Source organism: Streptomyces sp. AB3(2024) (assembly GCF_041862025.1).
Taxonomy (GTDB): domain Bacteria; phylum Actinomycetota; class Actinomycetes; order Streptomycetales; family Streptomycetaceae; genus Streptomyces.
In genome coordinates this window covers 22,089-40,869 of sequence record NZ_JBGWAB010000035.1, presented here as the reverse complement: position 1 = coordinate 40,869, position 18,781 = coordinate 22,089, and the positions used below count along the sequence as shown (strand labels likewise).

Genomic DNA, 18,781 nt, shown 5'->3' with positions numbered 1-18,781 from the left:
GCAAGATAGCAGTCTTTCGAGGACTTGCCCGGATGTTTATCCGATGGTGATGGCCCTTCCTCGGCGACGCCACACCGGGCACTAGCGTCCCGTGGCACCCCAGGAGAGCCGGATGTGCGGATGTGAACCGCCCGGCACGCGCCGGCGGCCGGCACGGCCCCGACTCTCCTGCAGGACCACGGAGCAAGGAGGCAATGTGCTGTCATTCCGGCGGCGATCCGGCAGCGGCTTGTCGGTGGCCACGAAGTACACGATCGGAAGCGGCCTGGTCATCAGCGCCCTGGCCGTCACGCTGATCGCGCTGCTGATCCCCGTGGCCAAGTACGGCGACCGCGCCTCGGCGGCCACCGCGGGACCGGCGGCACCGGCGGCGGGGATCGTGGACGACGGCGCCGGAATCATGAGCACGGCGTACGGGCCGCTCACCCCCACCGACCGGGACTTCGTCCGCAAGGTGCGGCTCGCCGGGCTCTGGGAGCTGCCCGCGGGGCGACAGGCCCAGCAGCGCGGGACGCGCCCCTCCGTGCGCACGGCCGGGGAGCACCTCGTCATGGGCCACACCGACCTCGACCGCCAGGTCCTCCAGGTCGGTCAGGCCCTCGGCATCGACCTTCCCGACCGGCCCAACGCGCAGCAGCAGGGCTGGCTCGACCAGATGACGGCCGCCCAGGGCAACGAGTACGAGCGGCTGTTCGTGCAGTTGCTGCGGCGGGCCCACGGCAAGGTGTTCCAGCTGGTGGCGCAGGTCCGGGCGCAGACCCGGAACTCCATGGTGCGGGCCCTGGCCACCTCGGCCAACACCACGGTCCTGGACCACATCACGGTCCTGGAGGAGAGCGGGCTCGTCGACTTCGACTCGCTCTCCGACGCGAGCCCGGCCCCGTCCTCCCCCTCCTCACCGCTCCAACAGGGGGCATCGTCCCCCTCTTCTGTCCGATCGACGAAGTGAAGTGATCACATGGGTCAAAAGGGCCACAGGCGCCCCCGGCTGAAACTCCTGGCCGCGGCGTGCGCGCTGGTACTGGGCGGCGGCGGGGTCGCCGTCATCGCGGGCAACGCGAACGCCGGCCAGGACGCCGGCCGCACCGGCGAGGTGACGGCGACCATCGACTGCCCGGACGTGGGCGACCGGCTCACGGACGTACCCGACCAGGCGCGGGCCGAGGTCGACCAGAACCTCGCCCAGCTCGACGGGCAGGTCGCCGACGCCTACCGGCAGCTCGCCGCGGGGCAGGTGAGCAAGAAGAAGGTCCCGAAGGACGCCCTCCTGGGCCGGCTCAAGGACCAGCGCTCCACCACCATCCGGCGGGTGTCCGACGTGATCGGCCGTTCCGCCGGACGCCCCGAGGGGCTGGACGCGCTGAGCGGCTGCACCATGAAGGAGGCTCCCGCGGAAGCGGACCCCGGTGTCGGCGCGGCGGCCGACGCGGCGGTCGCCGCCGCGGCCGACCCCGCGCGCGATCCCGACGCGGCGCGCGGCATCGGGCAGAAACGGGGGCCCGCCCAGAGCGACTTCGTCTCCATCGCCAAGGTACGGCCGAACGTGAACGCCCCCGCCGCCGGGCGCGGCGCCTCCACCGGCTCGTTCTCCTCGCAGTGCGGGCGCAACGAGAACGGCCACTTCAACCCCGACAACGTCATCGTCGCCCCCGGCGTCTCCAACGGCGCCCACCACATGCACGACTACGTGGGCAACAAGTCGACGAACGCCTTCTCCTCCAACAACAGTCTCGCGGCGTCCGGAACGACCTGCGGCAACGGCGACCAGTCCACCTACTACTGGCCGGTGCTGCGGCTGCGCGACGGGAAGACGGAGCGGGACGCCAAGGCCCCGGGCGGCGGACAGGACGCCAACGTGGGCACGATCCTGCGGCCGAAGCAGGTCACGATCGACTTCAAGGGGAGCCCCGTCGGCCAGGTCAAGGCGATGCCGCGCTTCCTGCGCATCATCACGGGTGACGCGAAGGCCTTCACCAACGGCACCGCCAACGCCAACGCCTCCTGGAGCTGCACCGGTTTCGAGGACCGGCAGCTGAAGGACAAGTACCCGATCTGTCCGAAGGGCAGCGACGTGGTGCGCACCTTCACCTTCCAGAGCTGCTGGGACGGCCGCAACACCGACAGCGCCAACCACCGTACGCACGTGGCCTTCCCGGACAAGGCGGGCCGTTGCCCGCAGGGTTTCGCCGCGATCCCGCAGCTGGTGCAGCGGCTCACCTACGGGGTCGCGCCCGGTGCCCGCTTCGCGGTGGACAGCTTTCCGGAGCAGCTGCACAAGCCTGTGACCGACCACGGCGACTTCATCAACGTCATGTCGAACGGGCTCATGGCCCAGGCCGTGGGCTGCATCAACGGCGGGCGCACCTGCCGCTGACGCCGTCCGGGACGGGCGCCGGGCCGGGGCTCGTCCCGGGCCGGCGTCCGTGCGTCCGTACCCGTCCCGGTGCCCGCGGCCGCGGCCGCCCGGACGGGTGCCGAAAGCGGTGAGGAGGAGTGCGATGCCCGGCTCACGCGACACCGCGGACCGCCCACGTCCAGCGGACGGGGGGCCGGTCGCCGCGCCCTCCGACGCGGAACTCACCCGGCGCCTGCGCCTCCCCGGCGGCGATGCCGAGGAGGCGACCGTGCGTGAGCTCCTCTACCGGCGGCACCGGCGCGCCGCCCTCGCCTGCGCGCGCACCTGCTGCCGTACCCCGCAGGACGCCGAGGACCTGGTGTCGGAGGCGTTCCTGCGGACCTTCCAGGCGGTCCGCTCCGGCTCCGGGCCCCGGGGGCCCTGGCGCGCGTACCTGCTGGCGGTGGTCCGGCACACGGCGATGGAGTGGCGCGAGTGCGCCGGACGGATCCTGCTGACCTCGGACTTCGACTCCTGGTGCCGGCCGGCGCCCGGCGGCGACCCGCAGGGGCTGGTGATGGCCGACGAGGACCGCCGGCTCGTGGCGCGTTCCTTCCGGGCCCTGCCGGCCCGCTGGCAGGCCGTCCTGTGGCAGACGCTGGTGGAGGAGGAGTCCCCGCACCGGATCGCGGCGCGGCTGGGCATCACCCCGAGCGCGGTGAACTCGCTGGCCTTCCGGGCCCGCGAGGGGCTGCGGGAGGCGTACCTCGGCGCCCATCTGGACGCGGCGGCGGGCGGCGGGCGGTGCGGCCACTACGGCGGCATGCTCGGCACGGCGGTGCGGCGGGGCGGTACGCGGAGCCCGCGGGGGCTGGTCCGCCACCTCGCGGGGTGCGGCCGGTGCGCGCGGGCCTACGCGGAGCTGCTGGACCTCAACGCGACGCTGCGCGGCGCCCCGGCGCCCGTACCGGCGTAGGCCGTTCGCCCCTGCACGCGCGAACGGCGGCCGCCCGGCCTCCCCGTGGTACGGGGAGGCCGGGCGGTTCCGGTTCACGGGCGGCGCGTCCGAGCGGTGCTCAGAGGCCGTTGACCCGGGCCATCCGTCCGACGACCAGGGGGGTGAAGTCGGCGGTGACGACGCGTGCCGTGCGCCGGCCCACCCGCGAGTGCTGGCGGCGCACCTGGGCCATCAGGCGGCGGCTGCGCAGGGCCATCTCCAGTTCGAAGCGGGTCCGCGGATCGCGCAGACCGGGTCCGAAGAGCTTCTCCAGCTGCCGCATGCGGTAGCGCACGGTCTGCGGGTGCACGCTCAGGGCCTTGGCCGCCTCGGGGGCTCCGCCGCCCTCCAGCCACGCGAGCAGGGTGACCTCCAGGCGCTCGCTCTGGCGCGGGGTCAGATCGGCGAGGGGGCGCAGCCAGCGGGCGGCCAGCGCGTGGGCCAGGGGCTCGTCCTGGAGCAGCAGGAGCGTGGAGAGGTGGTCGTCCACGAAGACGGCGCGGGCGTCCGGGCCGCCGCGGTTGGGGGTCAGGGTGAGCAGACGCAGGGCCCAGCGCAGTGAGGAGGCGGTGTCGCGGAGGGGGACCGCGTGGCCGACGGCCGCGAACCGGCCGCGCAGCGGGGGTTCGAGGGCGGCCCGGGTGTCCGGGTCGGCGCTGGGGAGCAGCAGGCACGGCCGGCCGGCGAACATGCCGGGGAGGGCGTCGTCGAGGACGGCCGCCAGTTGCTGGGTCTCGCCGGGCGTGGCCAGCGCGATGGCCCGTACGGCCACCGGGAGGGGCCAGCCGGCGGCCTCGGACAGCTCGGTGAGGGAGGCGTGGGAGGCCACGCGGTCGTCGGTGAGGGCCTTGAAGAGCTCCTGGCGGGCCCGGTCGCGCGGGGCCGCGGGTTCCGGGCGGGTGCCGTGGGCGCCTTCATGGGGGGCCGCGTCGTCGGGCCGCGCGGGGCCGTCGCCGTCGGGGCGGCCGGGGGCGTGACCGCCGTGGCCGTGGCCGTGACCGCCGTGGCCGTGGCCCCCGTGACCGCCTCCACCGAGGCTTCCGCTTCCGTGGCCGTGCTCGCGCACCTCCGAGAGTCCGGGGCCCCGTACGTCCTCGTGCCGGCCGCCGTGGACGGCGTCCGCCGCCACGTCGTGCCGGTCCTCGACCTCGTCCGGCGTCTTCGTGCCGGTCCCGTCGTGCGCGGCGTCCCGTAGGGGCTCGTCGCGGTACCCGAGTGCGGCGAGAAGGGCTTCTTCCACCGCTTGTCGGAGCATTTCGTCATCGATGGCATCGTTGTCATCGACAAGTGTGGAAAATCCGGGAATTCCATGCAGAAGCTCCTCCACTATCTCCCCGGCCAGCGCAGGGAGTTCCCTGCGCAGGACGCGGGTCCACTCGCCGCGGGGGCGGGACCAGATGCGGTTCAGAAGTTCGCACATCGTTTCCTCGTTCTTGCCGGGGTGAGGCCTGTCCGGTGCAGGAGTGACAGGCCCGCCAAGGTCGCCTGCCTCTCCAACGACCTTGCCTGTGACGACAGTTGCAGCTACCACACGCCCTCCTGGACGGTTCCGGCCACCTTTGGTCCCGCGGGTTTGCCTTGATTTTGCCGTCGGGGACGCGTAGACGGCGAGGGGTGCGGTGGCCTGTCACAACCTCCACTGGAGGGGAATCCTCCGGGCTCGTTCGACGCGCCGGAGACGGGGTGCGAGAAATTATCACGTTTCGATAAATCCTGTGGAGATGCTGCGCAGCTCCACGATGCTTCTGCACTCCGGCCCCGAGCCCTTCGGCCGACGTGGGAATTCCACAGCGCTGCCGGCCACCATCGACCACAACTCCCGGGGCGCCGAGCGCCAGGTGGAGTGCTCGGAGCCCAGGCGCACAGGAGAACTGGATGCCCCTGCCCCAGCCTCACATGCCCCGCTCCCACAGAGCCCGACGCGGGAGCCGCCGCGCCGCGGTGGCCCCGGCCGCCGGAAAACGGGCCGTCCGGCGGCCTCCGCTTCTGCCCGTCGCGGGGCGGCTGCGCACCAGCGTGCTCTGCGCCTCCCTCGCCGCGCTCCTCTCCCTGATCGTGGCGGCACGCGCGGGCGCACTGACCCATCTGTGGGACTTCCTCGACTTCGGGTCGGGCGTCCTCTCGCTCGTCTCCCTCACCTCCACCGTCCTGTGGGGGCTGGTGGCCACCGACCGGGTGCTCCTCGGATCGGGGCACCGGCTGCTCGCGCAGGGCGTCCACCGCGGCCTGGCCGTCGCGGGGTTGGGCTTCCTCGCCCTGCACATATGGGTCAAGGTCGCCGAGGGCCACACGGGCGCGACGTCCGCGCTGCTGCCGTTCACCGACGCGAACCGGCCCGTCGTCATCGGCCTCGGCACCCTGGCCGGATATCTCTTCGTGAGCGTGGCGGTCTCCGGCGCCCTGCGTAGTGTGTTCGCCACCAATCGCCGCTCCATGTGGTGGCGGGCCCTGCACATCGGCGCTTACCCGGCGTGGGGGGCCTCCCTCGTGCACGGGCTCAAGGCGGGCCGTCCCGCAGACCTCTGGGTGACGGCGGCCTACGTCCTCGGCGTGGCCGGCGTGATGGGGCTGCTCGCCGTCCGGCTGCGCACCCGCAGGCGCGAGGCGACCGCCCCCGTGAGCGCCCCGCAGTCCGTCACGGCCACCCGCGGCGCCCGCGGCCCGCGTTCGCGGGGCTACCCCGTACGGGAGGTGCCCCTCGCGGGGCTGCGCGCAGGACGCGGCGGCGGACCTTCGGGGGCTCCGGGCGGCCCCGTCCGACCGGCCGTGGCGACCTCGCCCGTCACCCAGGGCGCACAAGCCGCGCAGGCCGCGCAGTTCACCCAGGACACCCAGGACACGCAGGCCCTGCCGGCCATGCAGGTGACCCAGCCGCTGCAGGCTGTGCCGCCCCAGCCCGAACACCCCCCGTACGCCGCCGCCTACGCGCCCGGCCCGTCCGCGGACGCCGGCGCCGCCACCGGCTTCGGCCCGCTCGCCGGGCGGGAGGGACGGCGGTGAGCGAAGCGCCGCGCCCCGGCCTCGGCTGCGTGGGCACCCCCCGGCTGCTGACCGGACTCGACCGGTTCCCGCGGCTGGACCGCGATGCCCACGAGGCCGCGCACGGACCGCTGCCCCGCTACCGCCCGGACGAACTCGTCGACCTCGCGGCCGACATCGACCTGCGGGGCCGCGGCGGCGCGGGCTTCCCCTTCGCGCGCAAGCTGCGCGCGGTCACCCAGTCCGCCAGGGGACGCGACGGGTTGACCGCCGTCGTCGTCAACGGCAGCGAGGGCGAACCCAGTTGCCTCAAGGACAAGGCCCTTCTGCTGCACGCCCCGCACCTGGTGCTCGACGGGGCCCTACTGGCCGCCGCCGCGGTCGGCGCCGAGGACGTGGTGATCGCCGTGACCCGCCCCGACGTGGAGCGTTCGGTGCGCGACGCCGTCGCCGAACGGGGCCGTGGCGGGCGCCAGGTACGCGTGGCGCTGCTGCCCGAACGGTTCGTCACCGGCGAGGGCACCGCGATGATCAACGGCCTCAACGGCGGCGCCACGCTGCCGTCCGGGCAGCGGGTGCGCACCAGCGAGCGCGGCCTCGGCGGGGTGCCCACCCTGCTGTCGAACACCGAGACCTACGCCCAGCTCGCCGTCGCCGCGCGGCTCGGCGCCGCCGGCTACCGGTCGGCCGGGCTGCCGTCCGAGCCGGGCACCGTCCTGCTGACCGTCGCCGGCTCGACGGTCATCGAGGCCCCGACCGGGACCTCGCTGGCGTACGTCCTGGAGCTGTGCGGCCTGCGCCCCGGGCAGGGGGTGCTCGTGGGCGGCTACCACGGCCGCTGGCTGGATCCCGGATCGGCCCTCGGCGCGGAGGTGTCCCGGCAGTCCCTCGCCGCCTTCGGCGCGGTACTGGGGGCGGGCGCGGTGCTGCCGCTGCCCGAGGACACCTGTCCGGCGGGCGAGGTGGCCCGGGTGACGCGCTGGATGGCGAACGAGTCGGCGGGCCAGTGCGGTCCCTGCGTACGGGGCCTGCCCGCGCTGGCCGACGTACTGGAGGCGGCCGTCGCGGGCGGGGGCCGCAGCGCCCTCGAAGCGGTGGAGGCGCGGATGCTGGGGGTGCGCAGACGCGGGGCGTGCAGCCACCCGGACGGCACCTCGCACTTCGTGGCCTCGGCCCTCGCCTCCTTCCCCGACGAGTTCCGCGACCACGCGCTCGGCAGCGGCTGCGGCCGACGGGTGCTGGGGGCGCTGCCGCTGCCCGACGACGAAAGCCCGGAGCGGCTGGTCGTGGACTGGACGCTGTGCAAGGGGCACGGGCTGTGCGTGGACGTCCTGCCGGACGTCGTACGGCTCGACGCGGACGGCTATCCGGCACAGGCCTCCATGCCGGTGCCGGAGCGGCTGCGGCCCAAGGCCCTGCGCGCCGTGCGGCGCTGCCCGGCGCTCGCTCTGCGCATCCAGGAATGAGTCGCGCACGGCCGCACCCCGCCCCCGAGTTCATTCTTGGCGCGATCTGACAAATTCCCGGGGACATTCGTTTCGGGGGCTCCCGGCCCCGTATCAATTACTCAGGCAATGCGAACAGAACGCGGAACCCAAACCGAAGGAGAGACCGTGAAGAGAATGCGCCGTGAAATACTCGCCGGGTCGGCGGTCGCGGTACTGCTGCTGACGGCCGGGTGCGGGCTCTCGGACAACAAGTCCTCCGCGAAGGGGGATTCCGTGCAGCCGGTGGGCGACAGCAAGGCGCTGGACGCCTACGGCTCGGGCTCCGGCTCCGGCGCCGGGTCGCTGCCGGGGTACGGCAGCGATACCGGGGCCGCGCCGGCCGGCGGGGCCGCGGCGGCCGGCAAGGGCGGGGCGGCCGGGGAACTGAAGGTACGGGAGGCCGCGGACCTGGGCTCGGTGGTCACGGACGCCGAGGGGTTCACCCTCTACCGGTTCGACAAGGACACGGCCAAGCCGCCCAAGTCGAACTGCGAGGGGGACTGCGCCAAGGTCTGGCCGGCGGTGTCGGCGGACGACGCCTCGGCCGGGGCCGGGATCCAGGCGGGCATGCTCGGCTCCGTGACCCGGGCCGACGGCACGAAGCAGCTGACGCTGGGCGGCTGGCCGGTGTACCGCTACGCGAAGGACACCAAGGCGGGCGACACGCTCGGCGAGGGCGTCGGCGGCACCTGGCACGCGCTGGGCCCGGACGGGAAGCCGTCCACCGCGTCCAAGGGCGCGGGCGGCGGGGGCATGGACATGGGCACCGGCGCGGGCATGAACACGGGTTCCGGGGCGACGGAACAGCCGCCGGCGCAGCCGCAGGTCTCGCTGTCGGTGCGGCAGAACGCGCAGCTCGGCCCGATCCTCGCCGACGCCCAGGGGCGCACCCTCTACCGGTTCGACAAGGACAGCGCCTGGCCGATGAAATTCGGCTGCCTCGACGCCTGCCTCGACACGTGGAAACCGGCCCCCGCCATCGACAAGACGAAGGTGAACGGAATTGCCGCCGGATTGGTCGGATCGGTGAAACGGCCCGACGGTTCGGAACAATTGACGATCGACTGCTGGCCGGTTTACACATTCACCGGGGACAAGGAACCCGGAGACATCAACGGGCAGAACAAGCAGGGCCTCTGGTTCGCCGTGACCGACAAGGGCAAGAAGACGAAGGCGGCCGGATAGAGCGGCCCGCACCCCCGATCCCGTGGTGCCCGGCCCCCCTCCCCGTCGGGCACCACGACCCCCTTCCCGATCCGTCAGCGAGGTTGTCCCATGCCGTCCACCGACCGACCGACGGGCCGCCTCCTGACGGCCGTTGCCGTGATGTGCGCCTCGCTGCTGTGCGGGGGCTGTGGCGAGAGCCGGCCGCAGCACGGGGCCGACGCGGCGGCCGGCTCCGTACCGGCGGCGAAGGCCGCCCCGGCGTCCCCGGCTGCCCCGGCCTCCCCCGCCTCCCCGGCCGCCCCCGGCACCTCCGTGGAGGAGATCGCCGGCGTGCTGGGCTGCACCGCCGAGCTGAGCGTCGAGGCGGACGAACTGCGCCAGGGAGCCTGTGAGACGGCGCAGGGCGCCTACAGCGTGACCACCTTCGCCGCGGACCGGGGCCTGCGCTCGTGGCTGGCGGAGACCCGGACGTACGGCGGCGTCTACCTGGTCGGTGACCGCTGGGTGGTCACCGGCCCGTCGGCGCAGGCCCTGACCGCCCTGCACGACCGGCTGGGCGGCACCCTCGAAACCGGCACCTCCCACGAGGGCCACTCCCCCTCGGCCGCCGACCCCTCAGCGGCCGAGCCCTCAGCGGCCGGCCCCTCTGCGGCGGAGCACTCCCCCGCGGAGCACTCCGCCCACGGCCACTGACGCCCCGCCGCACCGGGTCCGGCCCCGGTGCGGCGGGGTCGGCCCGTCTCTCGGCCCCACCGCTCAGCCCAGCCGCTCAGCCCAGCCGGCGCGCCTCGGCCACGGTGACCGGCTCGCCCGCCCGTACCCCGTGCAGGACGTGCGCCAGCACCTCCGCGCCCCGTACGACGCGCGGGCCGGGCCGGTTGAAGTACGCGGGCCCGTCGAGCACCCACACGTTGCCCGCGCGGACGGCCGGCAGCTCGGCCCAGCCGGGCAGCCGCGTCAGCAAGTGGCTCTCGCTCAGGGTGCGTTCGGGCGTGAATCCGCAGGGCAGGACCAGCAGCACCTCGGGACGGGCCGCCCGGACCGCGTCCCACGTCATCGGCACGGTGTGCTCGCCGGGCGCGGCGAGCAGGGGTTCCCCGCCGGCGGCGGCAATCTGGTCCGGGACCCAGTGTCCGGCCGGCCAGAGCGGGTCGAGCCACTCCACGGTGACCACGCGCGGGCGGGGCCGCCCCGCCGTCAGCCGCTCGACCTCGTCGAGCCGGGCGCGCAGCGCGTCCCGCCGCCGCTCCGCCTCCGCGCGCACGCCGAGCAGGTCGCCGACGGTGACCAGGCATTCCAGTACGTCGTCGAGGGTGCGCGGTTCCAGGCTCAGTACGCGGGAGCCGGCGTCGAGGACGCGCACCGCGCGGGAGACCGCCGCGTAGGAGACGGCGCAGACGTCGCAGAGGTCCTGGGTGAGTACGACGTCGGGGGCGAGCGCGGCCAGCGCCCCGGTGTCGAGGGTGTAGAGGGAGGAGCCCGAGTGGGCGGCCCCGCCGACCGCGTCGGAGATCTCCCGGCTGCTGAGTTCCTCGGCCGTGAACTGCGCGCGGGTGACCACGGGTACGCCCTCCACCTCGCGCGGCGGCCAGTCGCACTCGTGGGTGCGGCCGACCAGGTCGGCGGTGAGACCGAGCTCCGCGATCATGTCGGTGGCGGCGGGCAGCAGGGAGACGATGCGCATGGCGCGACTGTAGCCCGGCGGCGGCCGACGCCCCGGGCGAGGGGGCGGGACACCGCGCACGAGGCGTCAAGGGGCGCGGCGCGTCGGCCACTTGTCCGGAATTCCGCTCATTCGTGAGGAGCACGAGGCCCGCCCTGAGGGATGATTCGCCCGGACGCCGCGTACTCCATCGTGAGCGGGGAACCGCCCCTCTCTCCGAAAGGAACGGCTCCCCGTGCGCCTCAGCCCGCATCCTCGCGTACCGCGCTTCGCGCCTCTGCTCGCCGCCGCCGGTCTCCTCGCCACCGCCCTCCCCCTCCTGTCCGCGAACCCGGCGGCCGCCGCCCCGGCCGACGACTACCGCCCCCCGAAGCCCTCCTGGCACCGGTGCGACGCGGGGCAGCCCGCCTCGTACGAGTGCGCGACGATCAAGGTCCCGCTCGACTACGGCCGGCCCGAGGGCCGCCGGATCGATCTCGCGATATCCCGCATCAAGACCCCGAACACCGCCAAAAGGCACGGGGTGATGCTGATGAACCCGGGCGGTCCCGGCGGGACGGGCCTCGACCTGCCGCTGATGATGGAGGAGTCGATGCCGAAGGAGGTCAGGGAGCGGTACGACCTGATCGGCTTCGATCCGCGCGGGGTGGGCCGGAGTTCTCCGATCACCTGCGGACTCACCGAAGCCGAACAGAATTTCGACCGCGCCTACCGGCCGGAGACCTACGCCGCCGACGTGGCCTGGGCGCGCACCGTGGCCGACAAGTGTCGGGAGAAGGCCGGCGACGTCATCCCGTACATCACCACCCGCAACACCGCCCGCGACATGGACGCCATCCGCGCGGCGCTGGGCGAGCGCACGGTCTCCTACGTCGGCTACTCCTACGGGACCTACCTGGGCGCGGTCTACTCCCAGATGTTCCCGCAGCGGACCGACCGTTTCGTCCTCGACAGCGGGGTCGACCCCGAGCGCGCCTGGCGCGGCATGATCCAGGTGTGGGCGACCGAGGCGGAACCGGCGTTCCGGCGCTGGGCGCGGTGGACCGCGGAGCGGGACGGCGAGTACCACCTGGGGACCACCGCGGACGCGGTGTCGCGGACCTTCTGGGACCTGGTGGCGCGCGCCGACCGCGATCCGATCGAGCTGGAGGGGCGGAAGCTGACGGGGGACGACATCCGGGCGGCGCGGGGCCTGTTCTTCTACCCGGCGACGGCGGCCCCGCTCGTGAGCGCGCTCAAGGCGGCGGCCGAGGGCGGGCCGCCGCCGTCCGGCCCGTCCGCGGCGGAGCTGATGAAGGCCCTGCGTCCCGCCGAGCCCGGCCCGGACAACGGCACCGCCGTCTTCTGGTCGGTGCTGTGCGGGGACACCGACGCCTGGCCGCGGGATCCCGAGCGGTACCGGCGGGACGCGGTCAAGGACAAGCAGCGGTACCCGCTGTACGGGGACATGGCCTCCACCATCAAGCCGTGCGCGTTCTGGGGGCGTCCGCTGGAGGCGGCGACGCCGATGAAGACCCGGGCGAACGTCCTGACCGTGCAGAACGAGTGGGACTCGCAGACCCCGCTGGTCAGCGGGCAGGGCCTGCACCGCTCGCTGAAGGGCTCGCGGATGGTGCTGGCGATGGGCGGCGAGGGGCACGGCGTGTACCTGGCCGATCCGAGGTCCTGTGCGAACGCACCGGTCAACGCCTACCTGTCCTCGGGCCGGCTGCCGGCCGCGGACGTGACCTGCCGGACGCCTTCGGCCGGGGGCGAACGCGGCGCGGCGCCGCAGCCGCAGCGCCCGCTGCCGCTGCCGTTCCCGGCGGCGCCGCGGCGCTTCTGACCGGGATCCGGCTCCGCCCTCGCCCGCTACGGGCTCGCGATCCCCGACCCGCGTCCCGGGCGCGCGCCCGTGGCCCCCGGGGGCGTGCCCCCGGGGCCGGGGCGGCTGCCGCGCAGCGGGGTCAGCAGCCCGGCGCCGAGGATCAGCAGGCACAGGGCCCCGGCGGCCAGGCTCACCGCCGGTACCCCGTGCCGGCGGGCGAGCAGGGTCAGCACGGCCGCCCCGACCGGCCCGGCGGCGTTGTGCACCGTCCAGAACGCGGAGGTGACGCGCCCCAGCAGCGGTTCGGGGGTGATCTCCTGGCGCAGGGTCATGGAGCAGACCCCGCCGAGGGTGAGTCCGAACATGAAGACCACGGCCGCCCCCGCGACCACCGGCACGCTCCGGCTGACCCCGGTGACCGCGACGGCCACGGCGATCAGCGCGACGGAGCCCAGCCAGCAGGTGCCGAAGCCCAGGGCGCGGCGCAGCCGCCCGGCCGCGAAGGCGGCGGCGGCGGCGCCGAGGCCGCTGACGGCGATCACGTAGCCGAGGGTGGCGGCGGACCGGTCGAGGTCGTGCAGGACGCGGAAGATCAGCAGGTCGGTGGCGCCCATGGTGACGAAGGTGAGCAGGGTCAGCAGGACGGTCAGGGAGCGCAGCACGGGCTGCGCCCACAGGAAGCGGAACCCGGCGAGGAACCGATCCCGGAAGCCGCCGCCCGCGGCCGGGCGGTGTTCCCCGTCGCCGTGGCGGCCGAAGCGCACCCACCGCAGGGTGAGGGCCGAGACGGCGAAGGTGGCCCCGTCCACGGCGAGTGCCCAGCCGGCGCCGGCGCCGGTGGTGATCAGTCCTGCGGCCACCGGTCCGAGGAGGGTGCCGAAGGCGAAGGTGCTCATCAGGCGGCCGTTGGCGGCGGTCAGGTCGCGCGGCGGGACCAGGTCCGGGACGGCGGTCACGTAGGCCACGTCGAAGAGGGTCTTGAGGACGGCCACCGGCACGGTCAGGACGTAGAGCACCCAGATCCGCGGGGTGGCCATCCAGAGCAGGGGCAGCGCGCACAGCAGGACGGCCCGCAGCAGGTCGCAGCCGATCATCAGGCGTCGCCGGTCGGTCCGGTCGACCACGGAGCCGGCGAAGGTGCCGGTGAGGATCCCGGTGGCCCCGGAGACGGCGGTGAGCAGCCCGAGCTGGCCCACGTCCCCGGTGGCGTCGAAGACCAGCAGGGGCAGCGCCAGCAGGGAGACGGAGCCGCCGAGGACGGACAGGGCCTGGCCGAGCCAGAAGACGGTGAAGTCCCTGTTCCGGCTCAGCTTCACCGGCTCCTGGTATGGATCCGGCCCGCTGTCGCCCCCGCTCACCCGAGCAGGGCGTAGACGGTGGAGGCCTTGGCGGCGGGTTCGTGGCCGCCGTCGGGGGTCAGGGTGATGTCGGCGAAGGCCATCCGCTTGCCGAGTTTGGTGATCCGTACGTCGATCAGCACGTCGGAGCCGGTGACGGGCCGCTGGAAGCTCGTCGACTGCTGGACGGTGGTCATCGGGCCGTACGCGCCGCGCGCGGCGCTGATCGCGATGACGGTGGCGGTGTCGGCGGCGGCCATCAGGGCCTGGCCGCTGAGTCCGCCGCCGTCCCGGGCCAGGGTCTCGGACCAGGGCAGCCGCAGGACGGCGTGCCGTTCGCCCGTCTCCTCGACGGTGAGGCCGAGGGCGAGGACCCAGGGGGCGAAGTTGTCGTGGAGGATCTTGTCCGCGTCTGCCGGTGTCAGCGTCACCGGGAGATTGTGGCGGCCCGGCCCGGACCGCCACAACTCCTTTGTCCCCGTGGTGGATCAGAGGCGGGCGGCGAGCTCCGTGCCCTGGCGGATGGCCCCCTTGGCGTCGAGTTCGGCGGCCACGTCGGCCCCGCCGATCAGGTGCGCCTCGATCCCGGCGGCGCGCAGTGCCTCGTGGAGCTCGCGGCGCGGCTCCTGTCCGGTGCACAGCACGACGGTGTCGGCGGGGACCAGGTGCGGCTCGCCGTCGACGGTGATGTGCAGGCCCTCGTCGTCGATCCGCTCGTACGTCGCGCCGGCGACGGAGACCACCCCGCGGTGCTTGAGCTCCGCGCGGTGGATCCAGCCGGTGGTGGTGCCGAGGCCGGCGCCGACCTTGGTGGTCTTGCGCTGGAGGAGGGTCACCCGGCGCGGGGCCGCGGGCCGCTCGGGGGCGGTGAGCCCGCCGGGGCCGGCGTACGCGGTGTCGACGCCCCAGTGCCGGAAGTAGACGGCGGGGTCCTGGGAGGCGCCCTCGCCGCTGTCGGTGAGGTACTCGGCGACGTCGAAGCCGATGCCCCCGGCGCCGACGACGGCGACGCGTTCGCCGACGGGGACTCCGTCGCGCAGGACGTCGAGGTAGCTGACGACCCCGTCCCGCTCGACGCCCTCGATGGCGGGCGTGCGCGGGGTGACGCCGGTGGCGATGACCACCTCGTCGTAGCCGGTCAGGGTCTCGACGTCGGCGCGGGTGTCGAGGCGGACCTCGACGCCGCTCGCCGTCAGCTGCGTGCCGAAGTAGCGGATGGTCTCCTCGAACTCCTCCTTGCCCGGGATGCGGCGGGCGACGTCGAGCTGGCCGCCGATGTGGCCGGAGGCCTCGAAGAGGGTGACGGCGTGGCCGCGTCCGGCGGCGGAGACGGCGCAGGCGAGCCCGGCCGGGCCGGCGCCGACGACGGCGACGCGCTTCTTCGTGCGGGTCGGGGACAGCACGAGTTCGGTCTCGTGGCAGGCGCGCGGGTTGACCAGGCAGCTGGTGATCTTGCCGCTGAAGGTGTGGTCGAGGCAGGCCTGGTTGCAGCCGATGCAGGTGTTGATGGTCTCGGGGCTGCCGGCCGCGGCCTTGGCGACGAAGTCGGCGTCGGCGAGGAAGGGGCGGGCCAGCGAGACCAGGTCGGCGCGGCCGTCGGCGAGGATCTCCTCGGCGATCTCGGGGGTGTTGATGCGGTTGCTGGTGACGAGGGGCACGGAGACCGCGCCCATCAGCCGCTTGGTGACCCAGGTGTAGGCGCCGCGCGGGACGGAGGTGGCGATGGTGGGGATGCGGGCCTCGTGCCAGCCGATGCCGGTGTTGATGATCGTGGCTCCGGCGGCCTCGATCTCCTTGGCGAGGTGGACGACCTCGTCGAGGGTGGAGCCGCCGGGGATCAGGTCGAGCATCGAGAGGCGGTAGATGACGATGAAGTCGTCGCCGACGGCGGCGCGGGTGCGGCGGACGATCTCCAGCGGGAAGCGCACGCGGTTCTCGTAGGCGCCGCCCCAGCGGTCGGTGCGCTTGTTGGTGGCGGCGGCGATGAACTCGTTGACCAGGTAGCCCTCGGAGCCCATGATCTCGACGCCGTCGTAGCCGGCCAGCTTGGCGAGGCGGGCGGCGCGGACGAAGTCCTCGACGGTGCGCTCGACCTCGATGTCGGTCAGCTCGTTCGGTACGAAGGGGCTGATGGGGGCCTGGATGGCGCTGGGGGCGACCAGGTCCTTGTGGTAGGCGTAGCGGCCGAAGTGGAGGATCTGCATCGCGATCTTCCCGCCCTCGGCGTGCACGGCCTCGGTGATCACCCGGTGCTCTGCGGCCTCCTCCTCGGTGGTGAGGCGGGAGCCGCCCTCGAAGGGACGGCCGGCGTCGTTGGGGGCGATGCCGCCGGTGACGATCAGACCGGCGCCGCCGCGGGCGCGCTCGGCGTAGAAGGCCGCGAGGCGCTCGAAGCCGCCCGCGTGCTCTTCGAGGCCCGTGTGCATCGAGCCCATGATCACGCGGTTCGGCAGGGTGGTGAACCCGAGGTCGAGCGGGCTCAGCAGGTGCGGGTACGGGCTCATGGGTGGGCGTCTCCTCGCGCGGGGGTGATGAACCTGTTCTAGCGAGGAGGGACGGGTTTTGCAACTAGGTGCATAACCGAGGAGGGGCCCGCGCGATCGCCGTCGCCGCCCGGAGCCCGCAACCCCGGGCCCGCACCCTCACCCCCTGTGGCGCAGTTCACGGGCGGCTCCGGCACGGGTAGCGTCTGCCGGATGATCGATCGGCGCACGGTGACGGTGAACGGGATACGCCTGTCCTACGAGGTCTCCGGCCCTCCCGACGGCGACCCGCTGCTCCTGCTGCCCGCACTCGGCGAACGCGCCGGCGACTGGGCCCCCGTACGGGAGGCCCTCGACCGGAAGCGCCGGGTGTACGCCGTGGACCTGCGCGGGCATGGCCACAGCGACCGGCCCGGCGACTACTCCCTGGAACTCATGCGGGACGACGTCATCGGCCTCCTCGACGCCCTCGGCCTGGACCGGGTGGACCTCGTCGGCCACTCCATGGGCGGGGTCGTGGCCCACCTCGTCGCGCAGGCACGGCCCTGGAGGGTGGTCCGGCTGGTTCTGGAGGACGCCCCCGCCCCGCTGCCCCGTGAGCCGCGCCCGCCGGTCCTCCCCGAGGGGGAGCTGCCCTTCGACCGGGAGATGGTGTTCGCGGTCCGGGCGCAGCTCGACCGGCCGGACCCCGCCTGGCTGGCGGGCCTGGAGCGGATCACGGCCCCGACCCTGGTGGTGGCGGGCGGCCCGGCGAGCCACGTACCCCGGCAGGACATCACCGAACTGGTCCGCCGCATCCCCGACGCCCGCCTGCACACCCTCCCGGTGGGCCACCTGATCCACGCCGCGGCACCCCGTGAGTTCACCTCGGTGGTCACGGAATTCCTCAGGGACCTCCCGGACGCCGAGACGGCCCGGCGGTGGCTGGCCGAGGACGGCATCACCCAGACCGGCGAGGAGGCCTGGTACGACGCCGATCCCCCGGCCGCCACCCTGACCCGCGCCGACGTCGCGGAGGGCCTCGGCTGCATGGCGTTCACCGACGAGGCGCTCGACGCGGCCGGCCGGCTGCGCGTGGCCATGGGGCTGATGGAGGTGCTCGGCGACCACATCCTGGTGATCGGGCAGATCCACCGGGCCCACACCGGCGCCGACGGCCCCCTTCCCGCGGAGGCACTGTGGGGCGGCTACCGGCGGCGGCTGGAGGCCGTCCCCGAGTGCGAGGCCCTCCTGGCCTCCCTCTGGTACACCTGGTTCGAGGACCACACGACCTCTGCGGAAGCCTTCGCCGAGGTCCTCGGCGAAGACCGCGAGCGGCTGGTGCCCGGGGCGCCGGAGCCGCTGCTGCGCCGGGCCCGCCGGATCCTGGAGAACTCCGGCCCGGTCCCGTGGGGCGCCAAGGCCCCCACCCTCCGGGCCGCCGCCGGCGTCCCCGGGCTGCGGCACGCGGTCTTCCGCGCCCTCCTGCGCGGCTACCACGACATCTACGGGGGCCTCGATCCGGCCGAGGCGCTCGTCCTGCTCGACCGGCTGGAACTTCCGCTCGAAACCCGGCACTTGGCGCCGCTGCGCACCGTACTGGCCGCCGGACACCGCAACCACCGCCACGGCCCGGAGATCTGGAGGGCCGCGGCGGGCACCGGCGGGGGCGCTACAGGTCGATCGAGCGGAACTCCTCCAGCACCGTGAAGCCGGCGCTGTCGTACAGCCGCATCGCGACCTCGTTGCCGCCGAAGACGTTGAGCATCATCGCCTCGTCGCCGCCCTGCCGGGTGGCCCACTCTCCGACGGCCATCGCGGCCCGGCCGTAACCCCGTCCGCGGTGCTCCTCGTAGACTTCCAGCGAGAAGCCGAAGGTCACGCCCGGCAGGAAACCGTGGTTCACCCAGCCGGTGCCGATCACCTGCCCCTCGGCCTCCATCGCGTAGAAGGCCTGGTCCGGGGTCCGGTACCCCTGCGGGAGGTAGCGGGCGAAGTCCTCGTCGGACTTCGCCTTCGCCTGCTGCGGGGTCAGCGCTCCGGACCGGACGATGTCCGCGACGTACGCGGCCTGCTCCCCGGCCAACCAGCCCGGGTACTCCTCCTCGGTGAGCGGGCGGACCGTCAGGCCCGCCGGCAGCTCGGGCCGCTCGGCCGCGGCGCGCATCATGTTCCGCCCCCGGAGGGGGTAGTCGGCGAACGCTCCCGGGCCGCCCGTGAGGCGCACCTCCACCCGCTCCGCGCCGCGCTCGGCGCACCACCGCTCGGCCCACGGCCGCCCCTGCGCCGCCGTCAGGTCGTGGATCCGGCCGACGGCGGCCCCGGTTCCTCCGCCGTCCCCGCTGCCGCCGGCCAGCTCGACCGCGATCCAGCCGGTGCCGTCCGTGGCCACGGTCCAGTCCTCGATCCCCCGCACCGCCCGCTCCAGCAGGGCCCGGGCCAGCGGCTCCGAGCATCCCGCGGCCCGGTAACCGGCCAGCACCCGGGCCTCGAAATCGGCGCGCCACACGTCCCGGTCAGGGACGGTCTCTATCCCGCTCATCCGGA

Annotated in this window: 15 protein-coding genes; 9 read left to right on the top strand and 6 right to left on the bottom strand. The window is 74.2% G+C overall.

Features of this window, described 5'->3' with window-relative positions; all coding sequences use genetic code 11:
- The first annotated feature begins 196 nt into the window (after nucleotides 1–196).
- From ACEPPI_RS16650 to ACEPPI_RS16640, 3 genes are all read left to right on the top strand, one after another.
- On the top strand, nucleotides 197–949 hold the full coding sequence (locus tag ACEPPI_RS16650) for a DUF4142 domain-containing protein (protein ID WP_373916001.1): 753 nt from the start codon (nucleotides 197–199) through the stop codon (nucleotides 947–949).
- A gap of 9 nt (nucleotides 950–958) precedes the next feature.
- Nucleotides 959–2,374, top strand: coding sequence for a DUF1996 domain-containing protein (locus ACEPPI_RS16645; RefSeq protein ID WP_373916000.1), 1,416 nt, complete (start codon nucleotides 959–961; stop codon nucleotides 2,372–2,374).
- A 124-nt stretch (nucleotides 2,375–2,498) separates the two neighbouring features.
- The gene (locus tag ACEPPI_RS16640) at nucleotides 2,499–3,311 is read left to right on the top strand and encodes an RNA polymerase sigma factor (protein WP_373915999.1); all 813 of its coding nucleotides are present in this window, start codon (nucleotides 2,499–2,501) and stop codon (nucleotides 3,309–3,311) included.
- Between the two features lie 100 nt (nucleotides 3,312–3,411).
- Here the strand turns inward: ACEPPI_RS16640 and ACEPPI_RS16635 are convergent, their stop codons facing one another.
- Nucleotides 3,412–4,572 carry a PucR family transcriptional regulator gene (locus ACEPPI_RS16635; RefSeq protein WP_373915998.1) on the bottom strand — a complete coding sequence of 387 codons (1,161 nt, stop codon included), beginning with the start codon at nucleotides 4,570–4,572 and terminating at the stop codon, nucleotides 3,412–3,414.
- Nucleotides 4,573–5,207: 635 nt separating this feature from the next.
- Here ACEPPI_RS16635 and ACEPPI_RS16630 point away from each other — a divergent pair.
- The 4 genes from ACEPPI_RS16630 (at nucleotide 5,208) to ACEPPI_RS16615 (ending at nucleotide 9,658) form a co-directional block, all read left to right on the top strand.
- Complete coding sequence (locus ACEPPI_RS16630) at nucleotides 5,208–6,332, top strand: hypothetical protein (RefSeq protein WP_373915997.1); 1,125 nt, start codon at nucleotides 5,208–5,210, stop codon at nucleotides 6,330–6,332.
- Nucleotides 6,329–7,777, top strand: coding sequence for an NADH-ubiquinone oxidoreductase-F iron-sulfur binding region domain-containing protein (locus ACEPPI_RS16625; RefSeq protein ID WP_373915996.1), 1,449 nt, complete (start codon nucleotides 6,329–6,331; stop codon nucleotides 7,775–7,777). The genes ACEPPI_RS16630 and ACEPPI_RS16625 overlap by 4 nt, the downstream gene beginning before the upstream one ends.
- 156 nt (nucleotides 7,778–7,933) lie before the next feature.
- Nucleotides 7,934–8,983, top strand: a complete 1,050-nt coding sequence (locus ACEPPI_RS16620) for an SCO0930 family lipoprotein (protein ID WP_373916019.1) — start codon at nucleotides 7,934–7,936, stop codon at nucleotides 8,981–8,983.
- Between the two features lie 90 nt (nucleotides 8,984–9,073).
- Entirely contained in the window at nucleotides 9,074–9,658 is a 585-nt protein-coding gene (locus ACEPPI_RS16615) for a hypothetical protein (RefSeq protein WP_373915995.1), read from the top strand.
- A gap of 76 nt (nucleotides 9,659–9,734) precedes the next feature.
- On the opposite strand, the gene ACEPPI_RS16610 is transcribed toward ACEPPI_RS16615, so the two are convergent.
- Entirely contained in the window at nucleotides 9,735–10,649 is a 915-nt protein-coding gene (locus ACEPPI_RS16610) for a cobalamin-binding protein (protein ID WP_373915994.1), read from the bottom strand.
- A gap of 214 nt (nucleotides 10,650–10,863) precedes the next feature.
- Between ACEPPI_RS16610 and ACEPPI_RS16605 the strand changes: the two genes are divergently transcribed.
- Nucleotides 10,864–12,453: an alpha/beta fold hydrolase gene (locus tag ACEPPI_RS16605; RefSeq protein WP_373915993.1), complete on the top strand. Its 1,590-nt coding sequence runs from the start codon at nucleotides 10,864–10,866 to the stop codon at nucleotides 12,451–12,453.
- A 26-nt stretch (nucleotides 12,454–12,479) separates the two neighbouring features.
- Here the strand turns inward: ACEPPI_RS16605 and ACEPPI_RS16600 are convergent, their stop codons facing one another.
- From ACEPPI_RS16600 to ACEPPI_RS16590, 3 genes are read right to left on the bottom strand one after another with little or no spacing between them, the layout of a single operon-like run.
- On the bottom strand, nucleotides 12,480–13,751 hold the full coding sequence (locus ACEPPI_RS16600; protein ID WP_373915992.1) for an MFS transporter: 1,272 nt from the start codon (nucleotides 13,749–13,751) through the stop codon (nucleotides 12,480–12,482).
- Nucleotides 13,752–13,789: 38 nt separating this feature from the next.
- Entirely contained in the window at nucleotides 13,790–14,203 is a 414-nt protein-coding gene (locus ACEPPI_RS16595; RefSeq protein ID WP_373915991.1) for a PaaI family thioesterase, read from the bottom strand.
- A gap of 57 nt (nucleotides 14,204–14,260) precedes the next feature.
- Entirely contained in the window at nucleotides 14,261–16,276 is a 2,016-nt protein-coding gene (locus ACEPPI_RS16590) for an FAD-dependent oxidoreductase (RefSeq protein WP_373915990.1), read from the bottom strand.
- Between the two features lie 192 nt (nucleotides 16,277–16,468).
- Between ACEPPI_RS16590 and ACEPPI_RS16585 the strand changes: the two genes are divergently transcribed.
- A complete protein-coding gene (locus ACEPPI_RS16585) occupies nucleotides 16,469–17,944 on the top strand; it encodes an alpha/beta fold hydrolase (protein ID WP_373915989.1) in 1,476 nt (491 codons plus the stop codon).
- On the opposite strand, the gene ACEPPI_RS16580 is transcribed toward ACEPPI_RS16585, so the two are convergent.
- Nucleotides 17,907–18,776, bottom strand: a complete 870-nt coding sequence (locus ACEPPI_RS16580; RefSeq protein WP_373915988.1) for a GNAT family N-acetyltransferase — start codon at nucleotides 18,774–18,776, stop codon at nucleotides 17,907–17,909. The genes ACEPPI_RS16585 and ACEPPI_RS16580 overlap by 38 nt on opposite strands.
- Between the last annotated feature and the right edge of the window lie 5 nt (nucleotides 18,777–18,781).